Origin of the sequence: Celeribacter persicus (assembly GCF_003050785.1) — a bacterium.
GTDB lineage: Bacteria > Pseudomonadota > Alphaproteobacteria > Rhodobacterales > Rhodobacteraceae > Celeribacter > Celeribacter persicus.
This window is the reverse complement of the sequence record NZ_QAOH01000006.1, coordinates 212,025-227,184: the sequence shown is the minus strand read 5'-3', so window position 1 is coordinate 227,184 and position 15,160 is coordinate 212,025. Positions and strand designations below refer to the sequence as shown.

The 15,160-nt window shown below is 60.4% G+C and carries 16 protein-coding genes, 1 tRNA gene and 1 pseudogene; 9 read left to right on the top strand and 9 right to left on the bottom strand.

Annotated elements, in window-relative coordinates:
- The first annotated feature begins 40 nt into the window (after positions 1 to 40).
- Genes C8N42_RS10290 through C8N42_RS10280 form a run of 3 tightly spaced genes read left to right on the top strand, consistent with a single transcriptional unit; the run spans position 41 to position 1,820 of the window.
- Positions 41 to 601 carry a hypothetical protein gene (locus C8N42_RS10290; protein WP_107816471.1) on the top strand — a complete coding sequence of 187 codons (561 nt, stop codon included), beginning with the start codon at positions 41 to 43 and terminating at the stop codon, positions 599 to 601.
- Positions 601 to 795: a hypothetical protein gene (locus C8N42_RS10285; RefSeq protein ID WP_107816470.1), complete on the top strand. Its 195-nt coding sequence runs from the start codon at positions 601 to 603 to the stop codon at positions 793 to 795. Before C8N42_RS10290 ends, C8N42_RS10285 begins: the two co-directional genes overlap by 1 nt.
- The gene (locus tag C8N42_RS10280) at positions 792 to 1,820 is read left to right on the top strand and encodes a site-specific integrase (RefSeq protein ID WP_107816469.1); all 1,029 of its coding nucleotides are present in this window, start codon (positions 792 to 794) and stop codon (positions 1,818 to 1,820) included. Before C8N42_RS10285 ends, C8N42_RS10280 begins: the two co-directional genes overlap by 4 nt.
- 68 nt (positions 1,821 to 1,888) lie before the next feature.
- Here the strand turns inward: C8N42_RS10280 and C8N42_RS10275 are convergent.
- Positions 1,889 to 1,962 (bottom strand) — tRNA-Cys (locus C8N42_RS10275).
- Positions 1,963 to 2,108: 146 nt separating this feature from the next.
- Between C8N42_RS10275 and C8N42_RS10270 the strand changes: the two genes are divergently transcribed.
- The 3 genes from C8N42_RS10270 (at position 2,109) to C8N42_RS10260 (ending at position 5,554) form a co-directional block, all read left to right on the top strand.
- Positions 2,109 to 2,762 (top strand): protein-L-isoaspartate O-methyltransferase family protein, encoded by a 654-nt coding sequence (locus tag C8N42_RS10270; protein ID WP_107816468.1) that lies wholly within the window; start codon positions 2,109 to 2,111, stop codon positions 2,760 to 2,762.
- 63 nt (positions 2,763 to 2,825) lie between these two features.
- A complete protein-coding gene (locus C8N42_RS10265; RefSeq protein WP_245890036.1) occupies positions 2,826 to 4,223 on the top strand; it encodes a TolC family outer membrane protein in 1,398 nt (465 codons plus the stop codon).
- A 191-nt stretch (positions 4,224 to 4,414) separates the two neighbouring features.
- Positions 4,415 to 5,554, top strand: a complete 1,140-nt coding sequence (locus C8N42_RS10260; RefSeq protein WP_107816467.1) for a hypothetical protein — start codon at positions 4,415 to 4,417, stop codon at positions 5,552 to 5,554.
- A 12-nt stretch (positions 5,555 to 5,566) separates the two neighbouring features.
- On the opposite strand, the gene C8N42_RS10255 is transcribed toward C8N42_RS10260, so the two are convergent.
- The 3 genes from C8N42_RS10255 to C8N42_RS10245 form a co-directional block, all read right to left on the bottom strand.
- Positions 5,567 to 7,018 carry a cobyric acid synthase gene (locus tag C8N42_RS10255; RefSeq protein WP_107816466.1) on the bottom strand — a complete coding sequence of 484 codons (1,452 nt, stop codon included), beginning with the start codon at positions 7,016 to 7,018 and terminating at the stop codon, positions 5,567 to 5,569.
- A gap of 98 nt (positions 7,019 to 7,116) precedes the next feature.
- The gene (locus C8N42_RS10250) at positions 7,117 to 7,608 is read right to left on the bottom strand and encodes a cupin domain-containing protein (RefSeq protein ID WP_107816465.1); all 492 of its coding nucleotides are present in this window, start codon (positions 7,606 to 7,608) and stop codon (positions 7,117 to 7,119) included.
- A 94-nt stretch (positions 7,609 to 7,702) separates the two neighbouring features.
- Positions 7,703 to 8,023, bottom strand: coding sequence for a DUF6280 family protein (locus C8N42_RS10245; protein WP_043868949.1), 321 nt, complete (start codon positions 8,021 to 8,023; stop codon positions 7,703 to 7,705).
- 242 nt (positions 8,024 to 8,265) lie between these two features.
- On the opposite strand from C8N42_RS10245, the gene efp reads away from it, so the two are divergent.
- Positions 8,266 to 8,829: an elongation factor P gene (gene efp, locus C8N42_RS10240; RefSeq protein WP_107816464.1), complete on the top strand. Its 564-nt coding sequence runs from the start codon at positions 8,266 to 8,268 to the stop codon at positions 8,827 to 8,829.
- Between the two features lie 204 nt (positions 8,830 to 9,033).
- Positions 9,034 to 9,342, top strand: coding sequence for a hypothetical protein (locus C8N42_RS10235; protein ID WP_107816463.1), 309 nt, complete (start codon positions 9,034 to 9,036; stop codon positions 9,340 to 9,342).
- Here C8N42_RS10235 and C8N42_RS10230 read toward each other — a convergent pair.
- The 3 genes from C8N42_RS10230 to ygfZ all read right to left on the bottom strand — a co-directional run bounded on the left by C8N42_RS10230 (position 9,335) and on the right by ygfZ (position 11,839).
- Positions 9,335 to 10,120, bottom strand: coding sequence for a fructosamine kinase family protein (locus C8N42_RS10230; protein ID WP_107816462.1), 786 nt, complete (start codon positions 10,118 to 10,120; stop codon positions 9,335 to 9,337). The genes C8N42_RS10235 and C8N42_RS10230 overlap by 8 nt on opposite strands.
- Position 10,121: 1 nt before the next feature.
- Entirely contained in the window at positions 10,122 to 10,967 is an 846-nt protein-coding gene (locus C8N42_RS10225) for a 3-oxoadipate:acetyl-CoA acetyltransferase (RefSeq protein ID WP_107816461.1), read from the bottom strand.
- 140 nt (positions 10,968 to 11,107) lie between these two features.
- Entirely contained in the window at positions 11,108 to 11,839 is a 732-nt protein-coding gene (gene ygfZ, locus C8N42_RS10220) for a CAF17-like 4Fe-4S cluster assembly/insertion protein YgfZ (RefSeq protein ID WP_107816460.1), read from the bottom strand.
- Between the two features lie 94 nt (positions 11,840 to 11,933).
- On the opposite strand from ygfZ, the pseudogene C8N42_RS10215 reads away from it, so the two are divergent.
- Positions 11,934 to 12,551, top strand: a pseudogene (locus C8N42_RS10215) (glycosyltransferase); the annotation flags it as partial.
- On the opposite strand, the gene C8N42_RS10210 reads toward C8N42_RS10215, so the two are convergent.
- Both C8N42_RS10210 and C8N42_RS10205 read right to left on the bottom strand, forming a co-directional pair.
- Positions 12,478 to 14,394 carry an ABC transporter ATP-binding protein gene (locus tag C8N42_RS10210; protein ID WP_425430523.1) on the bottom strand — a complete coding sequence of 639 codons (1,917 nt, stop codon included), beginning with the start codon at positions 14,392 to 14,394 and terminating at the stop codon, positions 12,478 to 12,480. The pseudogene C8N42_RS10215 and the gene C8N42_RS10210 overlap by 74 nt on opposite strands.
- Positions 14,391 to 15,080 (bottom strand): phosphatase domain-containing protein, encoded by a 690-nt coding sequence (locus C8N42_RS10205; RefSeq protein WP_107816458.1) that lies wholly within the window; start codon positions 15,078 to 15,080, stop codon positions 14,391 to 14,393. The genes C8N42_RS10210 and C8N42_RS10205 overlap by 4 nt, the downstream gene beginning before the upstream one ends.
- Positions 15,081 to 15,160 lie beyond the last annotated feature (80 nt).

The following is a 15,160-nucleotide window of genomic DNA, read 5'->3' as shown; positions in this document are numbered from 1 at the left end:
TTTTGGTTACAAAAATACAAAACCAAATGGAGCCGCAACAATGGCCAGCGTTTCAGAACTTGTAGATGGGCTTTCCAAGGCTCTTGGTGAACCGAGGGACAAGGCAAACAAATATGCGCGTGCGCTGATTGACGCTGACCTTTTGCCAAAGAGCAGTGGTAGGGCGGTGGCTCAAGTCGAAATCGTTCATTTTGTTCGATTGCTTACTGCAATGGCGCTTCAACCCAAGATCAAAGACACGGGCGAGCGAGTGGCAGAATACCTAAATCTGCCAATGGCGGCGACATCGCACAAAACTGGCGAACGCATTAATCGCGATATGACTTGTGAAGACATGCTCGTTAAAGTTTTTTGTGCCGCGCTTACTCGTTCACCCGGAGAATTAACTCAAGCGTCTATCCACTTCGTTGTAAATTTTCCCCTAGTGGAAGTCACAATGCCAAGCCCGAAGGTTTTGGAACTGATTGCGCCAGAAATGGTGGTTCGGTTCAAGCCGCACGGCGTCCCACTGGATTTGGATGATTTGCCAATCCGGCGCTCTGTGATCGTTTGGGCGGATTCAGTCAAAAGCATGGGATTTGATTTGGAGGGTTGCGACTAATGGCCAAAAGCCCTCGCCCCCAGACGCAAGCCAAACAGAACGCGGTGGCTCTGCTTCAAGCCGCGCGTGAGGCTGGGTGGGCGCGCGCGCGGTTTGAACTCAAGCCCGATGGCACCACGGTCATTGACGCATCCATGACGGATCCTGACGGCGGCGACGACTTCCTGTCCGGTGATCTGAGGATGGGCAAATGACCAAGAAGGACTTGCCCAAATACGTCTACAATGACCGGGGGTATCTCCGGTTCATCCGGCGTTCGCGCGGCCAATCCGTGATGATGAAAGAGGAACCCGGAACGCCCGAGTTTTGGGAGCACTACAACCGCCTTCTGAAAGGGCGAGAGCCTGTCCTTGCCAAGCGCAATTTCGAGACGTTGATTCTCAGCTACTATGAAAGCGAGGCATTCAAGAAATTGAAGCCGCGCACCAAGTCTGATTATCGGAAATACATCGGCCACGTCCGGGCGATCTGGGGCACCAAAGACCCGGCCAAGATCGAGCCGCACCACGTCTATGAACTGCACCGCGCCAACGCCGAGCACTGGCGTCAGGCGAATTACCTGGTTCAGGTGATGGTGGTCCTGATGAACCACGCGCGTCTGATCGGATTCCTCAAGAAAGAGCACGGAAACCCGGCTAAGGGCATTCCGCTGTTCAAGCAGGAGAGCGACGGTTGGCAACCGTGGCCGGATGACGTTCGGGCGGAGTTTGAGGCCGTGGCCACGCCGCGCGCCCGGCTGGTCTATGAGTTGTGTCTGGGTACCGGCCAGCGGATCGGGGACGTGCTCAAAATCCGCTGGGGGCACATTAAAGATGGTGCCTATGACTTCACTCAGGGCAAGACCGACAAGCCGCTATGGATACCGCTGACGGATCGCCTCAAGGCGCATCTGGCGACGGTCGAAAAGAAGGGGCTAACGGTCATCACCGACAAGCAGGGCCGTCCGGTTCGCTACAGGACCGTGGCCGAGGAAATGCGCAAGGTCAAAGGCGACATGGAGCACCCGGACGCGGCCACATACGTGACCCACGGGCTACGCAAGAACGCGACAATCGAACTCTACCTAGCCGGATGCGACGACGAGATGGTGAAAGCCGTCACCGGTCATTCCGGCGTCGAGATGCTCAAAAAATATGGAGGTCAGATCAGGCAAAGGGAACTCGCAACACGGGCGCAGGACGCCAGAAACCGCTTTGAACAGAACAGGAAGGAAACGTGAATGTTTCAACACTTGTTTCAAAAATCGAGTAAATGGAGAATGGACATGACGCAAGTCATTGAAAGTATTGGAGGCGAGTACCGGAATCGAACCGGTGTACACGGATTTGCAATCCGCTGCGTCACCACTCCGCCAACTCGCCGAAATGGGTGAGGCGGTGTCTATACCATGGTCAGGACCTGTGCAACCGTCATTTGCGCGTTTTCGTGAACGCATTGGGATGTTGCCCCGACCGCAGGCTTGTGGCAAAACGGCGCGGACACGTCCTTGAACGAAAGAGTTCAGCCCATGGCAGATTTCACCCAGCTCCGCACCACAATGGTCGACACCCAGGTTCGCCCGTCCGATGTGACCAAGTTTCCCATCATCGAGGCGATGCTCACCGTGCCGCGTGAGAATTTCGTGCCCGCCAGCAAGCGGGAGGTGGCCTATGTGGGCGAGCATGTGGATCTCGGCGGCGGGCGTGTGGTGCTCGATCCCCGGGTTCTGGCGAAAATGCTCGATGTGCTGAACATCGGCAACGATGAGCTGGTGCTCGATCTTGGATGCGGGATGGGCTACTCCTCTGCGGTCATCGCGCGCATGGCTCAGGCTGTTGTCGCGGTCGAGGAAGATGCGGATATGGCGCGCGACGCTGCAGCGGCGCTGTCCGAGAACGGTTCCGACAATGTGATCCTCGAAACCGGCCCGATCGCTGCCGGGGCGCCGCAGCACGGACCCTACGATGCGGTGATCCTGCAAGGCGGGGTTGAGGAAATGCCTGAGGCCATTCTGTCGCAGGTGAAGGAAAATGGTCGCATCTGTGCGATTTTTCTCGACGGAGCTCTTGGCATCGTGCGTATAGGGTACAAAATAGACGGCGAAATCACTTGGCGTATGGTGTTCAACGCCACGGCGCCGATCCTTCCGGGATTTGAAAAACGCGCGGAATTCGCGCTCTGATGCAGAACGTGCGATAGGCCGGGACGGCCCCGGCGTTCGAAGATAACAAAGGGGCAGAGGCCAATGAGCATGAGCAGACAGTTGAAAAAGACCCTTCTTGCCGGTGTCGCGGCGCTGGGTGTCGTGGCAGGGCCGGTGGCGTCTTGGGCGGAAACGCTCGGGGATGCGCTGGCTTCCGCCTATAAGACCTCCGGACTTCTCGAACAGAACCGTGCCACGCTGCGGGCCGCCGACGAAGGTGTGGCCACGGCGCTTTCGGATATGCTTCCGACGCTGTCCTACAGCTACGAGATCGGCAAATCGAGAGGTTATCAGACCAATGATGCTTGGAGCGACTGGAGCGACACGCTCAAGTTTGTTGCTTCCATGGACATCTACACCTTCGGCCGTAACAAGCTGTCGATGGATGTGCAGAAAGAGGTGGTCCTCGCGACCCGCGCCTCTCTCAGAAATGTTGAGCAGGAAGTTCTGGCCGATGCGGTCGACGCATATATGAGCGTGCGCGAGGCTCAGGCGCTTCTGAACCTGCAACAAAGTGCAGTGCGTCTGAACCAGCAAAACCTCAAGGCGGCGCAAGATCGGTTCGATGTGGGGGAAATCACCCGCACCGAGGTGGCGCAATACGAGGCCCAGCTCGCCTCTGTGCGTGCCGATCTGGCCTCGGCCCAGGGGACGCTTTCGGCGGCCCGCGAGACCTACAAGGTCGCTGTCGGCCATTACCCGCAGTCGCTTTCGACCCCGCCGACCATCAAATTGCCGGTCTCCTCTTTGGAGGCGGCGGTGACGACGGCGAAACAAAGACATCCGGGGATCATCGCGCTTCAGCATCAGGCGGCGGCGCAGGATCTCGCGGTGACCATCGCAGAACGCAACATGTTGCCGAGTGTCACGGGATCCGTGACGCAAAGCTACGCCGATGATCTCGACAATGACACGACCTCCATCGGCGTCGGCGTCTCCGGTGTGATCTACCAAGGCGGGGCCATCGCCTCCGCCGTGCGGGGCGCTATCGCGGATCGCGATGCGGCCCGTGCCGAGCTTTTGCAGACCACCCGCGAAGTGGAGCAGGGCGTGCGCACCAACTGGGCGATGCTGTCGGTCTATGCCGCTTCCGAAGAGGCCTCCAATGCCTATGTGCAGGCCCAGCGGGTTGCGTATGACGGGGTGAAGGAAGAGGCCGATCTCGGTGCCTCCACCACGCTCGACGTGTTGAGCGCGGAGCAGGATTTGCTCGACGCACAGGTGGCGGCCATTCAGGCCCGGATCGCCCGTGAGACCCAGGCCTACTCGGTGCTGCAGTCGCTCGGTCTGCTCACCGTCGAACAGCTGAAGCTGAACGTGCCGGTTTATGATCCGGCGGCTTATTACAACGCGGTGAAAAACGCGCCGACCCGCTATGTCAGCCCGCAGGGTGAAAAACTCGACCGCGTGCTGCAAGGGCTGATGAAACAGAACCAGTAAACGCACCAGATGCGCTTTGACCCCGTGCAGATCATCCTGTGCGGGGTTTTTCTATTCGTGAAGGGATGCAGGGCACAGGCGGCCTGTCCGCGATGTTGCAGTTTGAAAGCGTGGAGTTTTAACGATCTATTGTGTGTGAGAGCGAAGCTGGCTACCATCTGGGGTAGGTACGACCGGGTGAGAGAGTCGGCATGTCCGATATGATGACAAATAGCGAAGCGGACGAGGTGCTTGCCTCGATCCGACGGTTGGTGGCGGAGACCCATGGTCATCGGCCCGAACCGGTATCCGCGCCTGTACCGTTTTTCGATGGGCAAGATGAGACGCCCGTCAAGGCAGAGACGGATGCGCTCGTTTTGACGCCGAATTTTCGTGTGCGTCAGAGTGAGGCGACGCAGACTTCTCCGGCGCAAGAGGACGTAGCCCACGTGCCCGTTTCCGAAGTGACGCCGGAGATGTCCGCCAAGCCGCTCGTGCTGGAGACCCCTTCGGAACCATTGATCCTGTCGCCCGAGCTGGCCGTGCATCTGCCGGAGCCGAACGAGGCGGGGCAGGCGGAAGAGCTGACGCTGGAGACCCTGGTTGCGGAAGAGGTTCGGACGGAGACGGAAGCCCATGCCGATGCGGTGGTGGCGAACGCAATGAAATCCGACTGGGCCGATGCACTGGACGATACGCCGAACGAAGATGCGGCGCGGCATGCTGCGCGTCTGACGCTGGAACAACGCATCGCCGAGCTTGAGGCTGCGGTGGGCGCTCAGGGGTTGGACTGGGAACCCGACGGATCGGAAGATCTCGAAGCGGAGATTCCGCGGGAAATGCCGCGTGCCTTTAGCGCCCCCGGCGCGCGCGTGTTGCATTTTCGGGCCCGTGAGGCAGCCCCCCGTGACAATGACGTTCACGACGATGACGCCCGCGCCGATCAGGCCGGTGACAAGGATGAGGTTGCGATGAGCCAGAGCGAAGAGGCAAAGCCGGTGTCCGATGCGATCGACGATGCCATTCACGATGCAGAGGTGATCGAGGAGATGCCCGCGTCGCCGGTGGAGGTTGTTGCGGAGCAGCATGAGCCGGAGATCGAGGAGGAAGTCGAGGACCTCGGGGCGGCAGCGGAAGTGGCGCATGATCCCGACCCGAGCCTTGAGGAAGAGTTGGCGCTTGCGGGCTATGCCGACGAGGACATCATGGATGAACAGGCGCTGCGCGATCTCGTGGCGCAGGTCATCCGCGAAGAGCTTCAGGGTGAGCTGGGCCAGCGCATCACCCGTAACGTCCGCCGTCTTGTGCGCCGCGAGGTGCAACGCGCGCTGACCCTGCGCGAGTTCGAATAAGTTCCCTGACCCTCAAATTTCTTCGGCCAGATCGTAAAGCGCATCGAGGTCCAGATGGGCTTCGATATGGTCCGCAAGCCGGTCGAGCGTTTCTTCGACGCCTGCATCGAAATTCGCAAGCCCGCCCGTGAGGCCGAACCGTTCGAGATAAGCGGCACGGAAGGCATCCGAGTTGAACAGCCCGTGCAGGTAACAGCCGCGCACCCGCCCGTCCGGGCTTTCCGCGCCTTCGGGCCGGCCTTCCAGTGTCAACCATGCGCGCTCCATATCGCTGCCTTCGGTGCGCCCGATGTGTATCTCATAGGCCCGCACCTCCGCACCGGAGGAGAGATCGGTGGCGATGACCTCCGCCAGCCGCTTGTCCCCCTGCATCCGGGTGCCGACATCCAGAAGCCCCAGTGCCTCATGCCGACCGGGATGGCCCTCGATTCCATCGGGATCGTCGATCCAGCGTCCGAGCATCTGATACCCGCCGCAAATGCCAAGCACATGGCCGCCACGCCGCAGATGTGCGCGCAGGTCGATGTCCCAGCCCTGTTCACGAAAGAAATGGAGATCGCCGATCGTGGATTTCGTCCCCGGTATCAACACCAGATCGGCATCTCCGGGAAGCGCGCGTCCCGGCTCCACGATTTCCACGGTTACATCGGGTTCGGCAGCGAGCGGGTCGAGATCGTCGAAATTGGCAATTCGGGAGAGTTTGGGCACGGCGATTTTCACTCGCCCGTTTCCGCGCGAGGCAATGTCCATCACGTCTTCGGCAGGCAGGCGATGGGCGTCGGCAAACCACGGCAAAGTGCCAAGATCACGCCAGCCGGTGCGGGTAGCGATTTCTTTGGCCCCTTCGGCAAAGAGGCTTACGTCGCCGCGGAATTTGTTGACGGCAAACCCCTTGATCCGGTCGCGATCCTCGGGCGGCAACACGGTATGGGTGCCCACAAGCTGTGCGATCACGCCGCCGCGGTCGATGTCGCCGATCAGAACGACGGGAACCTTTGCGGCCTCGGCAAAGCCCATATTGGCAATGTCGCCACGGCGCAGGTTGATCTCCGCCGGGCTGCCCGCACCCTCGATCACCATGAGATCGACATCTGCGACCAGCCGCTGAAAGCTTTCGAGTACTTTCGGCAAAAGGGTCGGTTTTTCCTGCCCGTAATCGCGCGCCTTGAGCGTGCCGACACGTTTGCCCTGTACGATCACCTGCGCGCCCTGATCGGTTTCGGGTTTCAGAAGCACAGGGTTCATATCGGTGTGCGGCCGCAATCCGCAGGCACGGGCCTGTAGCGCCTGCGCCCGACCGATCTCGCCGCCATCCTCGGTGACGGCGGCATTGTTCGACATGTTCTGAGGTTTGAACGGCGCGACGGAAAAACCGCGTCGGGTGAAGGCGCGGGCGATGCCAGCGACCAGCATGGACTTGCCCACGTTCGAGCCCGCGCCCTGTATCATGATCGCCTTGGCCATGCCGCTTTTCCCTCTCAACCGCGCGTCATGAGTATTTAAGCGAGCTGGAAGATGGAAGGGGCTTTCTGATGGCAAAAATACTCAATTTTCTCCCCGATTCAGTCTTCTCCCGGGCCACGGCGACGAATGTCCGGGTAGGGCGTGCCATCGAGGTGGAAATAGAAATTCGCCTGTGCCGTGTCGGCCATCAGGTCGAGCCCGGGATAAAACGCGCGTTCACCTTCCTTGCGGGATCCGATTTCGAGTACAACGACATCGGTGTTCGTGTCGTTGCGCAGGCAATGGCCGATTTCTTCACCCGCCTTGAAGCCAGCGCAATCGCCGGGTGAGAGGCGTTCTTCGGTCTTGCCATGGACCAGTGTTGGGTGACCCGCGACGATATAGACGAACTCGTCTTCCTTTTCGTGCCAATGGGGCAGGGCGGAGGCGCATCCGGGAGGCAGGGTCGTGAGGTTGACGCCGAATTGCGTCAGCCCGGCCTGATCCCCGAGGGCACGTTTGACCCGGTCGCGCGTGCCTTTGTGATGTGGCGTCGGGTAAAGTGTGCCGATCTTGGGCGTGATCGCGGATATGTCGATTTTCTTGCTCATGACGGATCTCCTTTACGAAGATCATGCCCGCAAAAGAAAAGACGCGCCAGCGAGCAGCATGGCGCGTCTTGTTCGAAATGGCAGAGGCGGTCGCTTATGCGGCTTCCGCAGCCTCCTGTGCGTGACGGCGTTCGCTTTCCTCGCGCGACAGCGCCACGGAGGTGCGGATACCTTTGGAGACGAATTCCATCAGACCGGAGACGACACGCTCGCACGGGTCGATACCGGCACAGGACAGAACCTCGCGGCCGTCGCGAGACCGCGCCCAGCGGGCGATCTGTTCCGGGCCGTTGCCATATTTCTTGTCATCGGCAATCGCATCATCGAGCGCAGCCAAGACGACCGCAGCGAACAGCTTGCGGGCGCGTTGTCCTTGCTCGTAATTGAATGCGGTGCCATCCACGAACTCAGCCATGGTTTTTCCTTGTTTTATTGCTCTTGTCTTTCTGGCGTGCAGGGCCTTATGACAGGTTTGTGTCGATTCGGGTACGCCTGATTTGCATATCTCCTATGCATTCACGGCATGGTGAGCGCGGGCACGTCACCCATACCGAAATCGCCCGCATCCTGTTCGCCGCTTTTCAGCACGCTTGTCAGCCAGCGACTGGCCAGATATAGGGTGCGCTGATCCATCTTCAACCAATCGCGTATAATCAAATGCCCAAAATCAACGGTAACGAAATCCGCCCCGGCAACGTGCTGGAGCATGACGGGGGCCTCTGGGCCGCTGTAAAAGTCGATCACGTCAAGCCCGGTAAGGGCGGTGCCTTCGCTCAGGTCGAGCTGAAGAACCTGCGCGATGGTCGCAAGCTCAACGAGCGTTTCCGCTCCGCCGACAAGGTCGAGCGGGTGCGTCTTGAGCAGAAGGACATGCAATTCCTCTATGAGAGCGACGGTCTTCTGCACATCATGGATACCGAGACCTACGATCAGGTCACGATCCCGGCCGACATTCTGGGCGAACGTCGCCCGTTTCTGCAGGACGGTATGACCATCGTGGTGGAATTCTACGAAGCCGAGGCGCTCAACGCGACCCTGCCGCAGAAAGTCATCTGCAAGATCGTAGACACCGAGCCGGTCGTCAAAGGTCAGACCGCTGCGAACTCCTTCAAACCGGCGATCCTCGACAATGGTGTGCGCGTCATGGTTCCGCCCTTCGTGGGCACGGACGAGGACATCGTGGTGAATACCGAGACGATGGAGTATTCGGAGCGCGCATAACGCTCCGATGTGCCCCTTTGGCGTGGCGGAATATGCGGAACGCGCCTGAGGCTCTGCACGACAAGACGCAGCTATTGTGACAAGGCGGTCCGTGAGGCTGCCTTTTTGCTGCGGGGGCTTCTGTGCGCCTGTGGCATGGGATCAGATCAAGGTGAATTTGAAGTAAAATAGTCAGGATCGGCTTATCAGACTGAGGAGGCACTCATGACGGAGACGACGAAGACACATAAGCTGCTTTACACGCTGACAGCCGTGGACATGGACACGGGGCATGGTCTACGCGCACGGATTGATGGCGAGAGGGAGATCACCATCCTGCTGGCCGAGGATGACGAGGAGGTCGGACGGGTGACGATCGGTCCCGACGGTGTGCCGGAACTGACCATTCTCGACCCGGATTTGCGGACGCCGGAAGACGCGGGAAAATGTCTCAAGGAATGCGCAAGGGGCTGCAATGGCGATGTGCTTTGCGTGGCCGGGTGTGCTTTGGAGTGCGCAACGATCATTATCTGATCTCTGACAGGCAGCGTTCCACGAGGCCATGATAGCCCGTGCCGAAGAGTTTTAAATGTACGAGCGCGGGGAAGAGTTGATAAATCGCCCGGCGGATTTTCCAGTCCGGGGCGGGTGTGCCGTAACCTTGCCAAAAGGCCTCGGGCGGGGTGCCGAACAGGTGCAACATCGCCAGATCGACCTCGCCATGGCCGTGGTAACAGGCGGGGTCGATGAAGAATGCACCCTTGGTCGAGAAATGCACGTTCCCGGACCAGAGATCGCCATGCAAAAGCCCGGTGGCGTGGTGAGGGAGAAGGTTTGCCAATCGTCTTGCGAGGCGCTCAAGCCGGGGCGCAAGATTGGGGAAGTCTTCGGCGAAGGGCAAAATCCGACGCTCGGCCCAGAACTCCGGCCAATTGGCGGTCGGGCGGTTGTCGAGCGGGACGGGACCGAAGGCGTAATCCTCCGGCCAGCCGTTTTGACCCGCATTCCGATCATGCATCTGGCGCAGGGCCGCGCCGAGCGTCTGCCAGCCTGCGACCGTGGGGGCTGCTTCGGGCAAATCCTCAATCACCATGAGCGTGGCGCTGATGTGCAGGACCTCCGGCACTGGGGCACCAAGTTCCGCCATGGTGCGCAGCATACCGGCCTCGATGCCAACCCTTGGCCCGGATTTAGCGACCAGAGTGCCGTCCGATGTCTCCACCCTAAACACCTCGGACAGATCGCCGCCATGGAGTCGCGTGATCCCGCGCGCCTCGATCCCGAACCGGCTGAGGCGGGCGCGCAGGTCCATGTCAGCCCGCGCGCAGTCCGAGGATGTTACGTGCCTGCGCGGGCGTGGCGATGGGGCGGTCATACCGTTGCGCGGCGTTGACGGCCAGTTCCACGAGGGCTGCGTTCGAAGGCGCGAGCGTCGTCTTGTCGAGGCGGATGTTGTCTTCAAGCCCCGTGCGCAGATGCCCGCCCGCCGCAGCGGCCCAGTCGTTCAACTCGCGCTGATGCCGCCCGATCCCAGCGGCGCACCACGCAATGTCATCGCCGAACAGGTATTTCACCGTCTCGACATAGAAATCGAACACGCGCTTCTCGGCGGGCATGGCGTTTTTTACGCCCATGACGAATTGCACATAGGGACGTGCACCGATCTGGCCACGCTCCATCATCTCATGCGCCTTGTAGATATGCGACAGATCGAAAGCCTCGATCTCCGGCTTGACGCCGTAGGTTTTCATCTCGGCGGCGAGCCAGTCAACGAGATCCGGCGGGTTCTCATAAACACGGGTCGGAAAGTTGTTCGAACCGACGGAAAGCGAGGCCATCGGCGGGCGCAGAGGCAACATGCCACCGCGCGCCTGACCCGCGCCGGAGCGACCGCCGGTGGAAAGTTGGACGATCATGCCGGGGCAATGAAGCTGAATTCCCTCCATAAGCCGGGCAAACCGTTCGGGGTCGGAAGTCGGTTTGCCCTCGTCGTCGCGCACATGGCAATGGGCGATGGCGGCCCCGGCCTCATAGGCCTCATGGGTGCTCTCGATCTGTTCCTCGATGGTGATCGGTACGGCGGGGTTGTCCGCCTTGGTCGGCAGAGAGCCGGTGATCGCCACACATATGATACAGGGTTTGCCCGCGACATCGCTCATGGTCGCCTCTTCCTTTCAATATGATTGCCTTTACGGCGCGCAAATCGCCTCCCATCGGCGGATGATGCCATCATGCCGCCGCCAGAACGGATTGAACAGAAAAGAGTTTTCGTTTCTGTTAAAGCCTTTCGCGAAACGCTTTAAACGGTAAGCGTGGCGTCACCGGCTTTGAGCATGCCTTTCGCCCGATCGAACCGCAGATAGGCGATGGCCCGACCGCCCGATTGCGTGAAAAGCGTTCCGGCGGTTTTGCCATCCTCGGTCACGATCTCTGTCCCCACAGGGGCAGAACCCTCGATCCCGACGGTGGTCAACCCCTTGCGCAGCTCGGTCTTGTGCTTCATCCGGGCGGTGACTTCCTGACCGACATAGCAGCCTTTGCGGAAATCGACGCCGTGCAGCCGCTCGAAGCCAGCCTCAAGGATGAACGTGTCCGGCGTCAGTTCCGCGCCAAATTCGGGGATGCAATGGGTGACGCGAATGGCGTCCCAATCGGCCTTCACCGAAGGTCGCCCGTCATAAGCACGCCAGCCCATTTCAGGTGCGCGCGTGTCCTGAACCGCGCCATCAGAGGCCGGACCTGGGCCGCGCGACACCGGGCGGTCGGTGAGGGTGAGCGTCACCTTGGAACGGAGCTTGTACATGGTCAGACGTTTCATGAGGCTATCGACCTCGGAGGCAGGCACATCCATCAGGATTGTCTCCCCCTCGGGCACCAGAAAGAAATCCACGATGAATTTGCCTTGCGGCGTCAGGAGGGCGGCATAGACTGCACCCTCTTCAAGCCGGTTCACATCGTTGGTGATCAGCCCCTGAAGGAAATGCATCCGGTCTTCGCCGGTGATTTCAATGACTTTTCTGTCGTTTTCCATCGCCACTGTGTCGCCCCTGCACTTTCTCGCATTGTGCCTCTTCATATAGGAAGGGGGAACCAAACGAAAAGCTGCAACCTTGCCGGACCCCCCTATGCGCGCGCCGATCTCCGTCATCATCCCGACCCTGAACGTGACGCCTTTGCTGCGCGAGACCATGCTGTCGTTGATGGAAGGGCTGGACGCCGGACTGGTGCGCGAGCTGATCCTGACCGATGGCGGATCGACCGACGGGGTGGAGAAAATGGCGGATTTCGTCGGGGCCGAACTCGTCATCGGACCGGCGGGGCGGGGCGGGCAGCTCAGGCGCGGGGCGGAGAAGGCCGAAGGCGACTGGCTTCTGGTGCTCCATGCCGACACATGGATGCCGGAGGGCTGGGCCGAGGCGGTGGTGCAACATCTGGCCAGACACTATGACAAGGCGCTGGTGTTTTCCCTGTCGTTTCGGGACGCCAAAGGCATGGGGCCGAGCCTCACCTCCGGCTGGGCCAATCTGCGCACGAAGCTCTTCGATCTGCCCTATGGCGATCAGGCTTTGCTCATTTCGCGCGAGCTTTACGATGAGATCGGCGGCTATGCCGACATGCCGTTGATGGAGGATGTGGACCTCGCCCGTCGTCTCAGAGGGCGCATCGCGCTCAGTCCTTTGCGCGTCCGAACAGACCCATCACGTTACCGAACATCCGGCTGGTGGCGGCAAGGAGCCCGGAACCTTTTCCGTCTTCTCCGTTTTCGCCTCGGGGCCGACCCCGCGCGGCTTGTACAGGGCTACCGTCGATAACTGTGCGCCCGTCGGAGTATTGCAGCCGGTAGAGATCGGCATAAAGCCCGCCGCGCGCCAGAAGTTCGTCATGGGTGCCTTCGTCCACCACGCGACCCTTGTCCATCACCACGATCTTGTCGGCATTCTTGATGGTCGAGAGCCGGTGGGCGATCACCAGTGTGGTGCGTCCTTCCGAGAGCTTTTCAAGCGCCTCCTGCACGATCTTTTCAGATTGCGCATCAAGTGCGGAGGTCGCCTCGTCGAGAAGAAGGATCGGTCGGTCACGCAACACGGCGCGGGCAATGGCGACGCGTTGACGTTGCCCGCCTGAAAGCCCGGAACCGCGCGGCCCCACGGGGGTGTCGAGCCCGTGATCGAGTTGGGCGGCAAAATCGGCGACATGGGCGGTTTTCAGCGCGGCCTTGAGTTTCGCCTCATCCGTCTCCGATCCCATCAACACGTTGTCGCGCAAACTTTCGTCGAACAAAAGCGCATCTTGGGACACCACGGAAAACAGCCCGCGCAGCGCTTTGAGATCGAGTGCGGTCGTCGGCACCCCGCCGATGGTGATCCGCCCCGTCACCGGATCGGCCAGCCGGGTCATCAGGTGAAACACGGTGGATTTGCCCGCCCCGGAAGCCCCCACGAGCGCCGTGGTCTTGCCGGCTTCGGCCGTAAACGTGGTGCCGCGCAACACCGGGCTGTCGGCATAGGCGAAGCCGACATTCTCGAACCGGATGTCGGCGCGCGATGGCGGCACCGGCAGAGCGACGGGTTTGGCGGGCGATGTGATTTCCGGGCGTTCCTCGAAAATCGCATAGATGCGTTCGAGAGAGGCGCGCGCCGCCTGCCAGACGCCGGAGACATTGCCCAGACGCCGCAGCGGTTCGAACACCAGTGCCATGGCCGTGAAGAACGACATGAATTCACCGACGGTCTTGGTGCCCTCGATGATCTGATGACCACCGTAAAGCAGCACGCCAAAGAACCCGAGCCCCGCGACAATGTCCATCAGCGCGGGAATGCCTGCCTGACCGGCCTCGGATTTGATCTGGGCGCGGACCATGTGGGTGATTTCATCGTGAAACCGTTGTGCTTCGCGTTTCTCCGTGCCGGAAAGTTTGATCGTAGTTGCACCATGGAAAATCTCGTCGAGCCTCGTGGAGACTCGCGCCGAGGCGATCCGGGCGATCCGCGTGGTGCGGCGGACGAGCTTTTGCAATATCGTGACGGGCACGGCCAGAAGCGGCGTGCCCGCCACTGCGATGAGTGTCCAGCGCCAGTCGACGGAGATTGCCACGGCGAGCAGAGACAGAAGCGAGATGATGTCTCGTGCGACCACGGCCAGTATCGTGCCCCAGACGGTCGCCGCCGCCGAGGAATCGCCCCGTGTGCGCTCGATCAGCGTGCCGGGGGAGTTGTCCTGAAAGAACTTTCCGTCGAGCGTCAGCATATGGGCGACGAGATCGCCCTGAAGGGTCGCCGCCACCTTTTGCCCGACGCGGGTCATGATCACGCGCTGGCCGAAAGAGGCAATGGCGCGCAGGCTGAACACGCCGAAGACGGCGAGCGCCACCCAGAGTACGGCGCTCGATTGCCCTGCGACCAGAACCTTGTCGAACATCGGCTTGATCAGATAGGACAGCGCGCCGAGCATCGCGCCTTCGGTCGACATCAGCAGGATTGCGATGAAGACATACCCCAGATAGGGCCGCAGATAGCCCCGCCACAGCCAGGAAATCAGCTTCAGTGAGGGGATTTCAGGGATGAAATGTTGCGGATCGTGTGTCATGGAAAGGACCGGAAGGTTTTGAACTCTCTGGCGGCCTTGTGATCGTAACGGGTCAGGAACCATTCGCGGATCGGGATCGGGCCGTGGGCTTCGACGTCCTTTTCATACATCCCGAGGATGTAATCGAGAATGCCGGTCTTGGTGCTCTTCAGGTGCATGAAACGCGGTGAAAGCATCTTTTTCGCCTCAGCAATCGAAGCACCTTCACAATGCAGCAGATAAAGCGCCGCCGCCAAGCCTGCCCGGTCGGCCCCGGATTTGCAATGGATGAGAAAGGGCTTTTCGAGTGAGGCCAGAATGTCGAGTTGTTCGACGTAATCCTCTGCCCTGAGCGCGTTGCGGGCCCCTGCCTTTTGCGTGATGACAAGTCGGATGCCGTGCTCCTCGCAGGCCTGCCGTTCCAGCAGAGTATAGGACACGTCCTTGTCGCCCCTGAGTGACAGGATCGTTTTGATGCCCATTCTGGCATAGCGGGCGATGCGTTTGGGCGATGGCTGGTTCGAGCGCCAGGCTCCGGGAGCGAACTCATGGAGATTGGTCCATATTCCGCGCAGAAACGCATGGTCGAACAGGTGGAAATGCCACATCGCCAACCGACGGGTCCGGGGCGTCGAGATGTCATTGCCAAAGGCGCCGACCTCGGCCCGTTCGAGTTTCTTGAACCCTTTTTTCAGCGTCTTGAACATGCGGACCGTTTCATCATGGATCGCGCCTCTTTAGCTTTCTTTGTCTCATGGGGCAAGCGACGGGGATGGGGCGGTGCGCG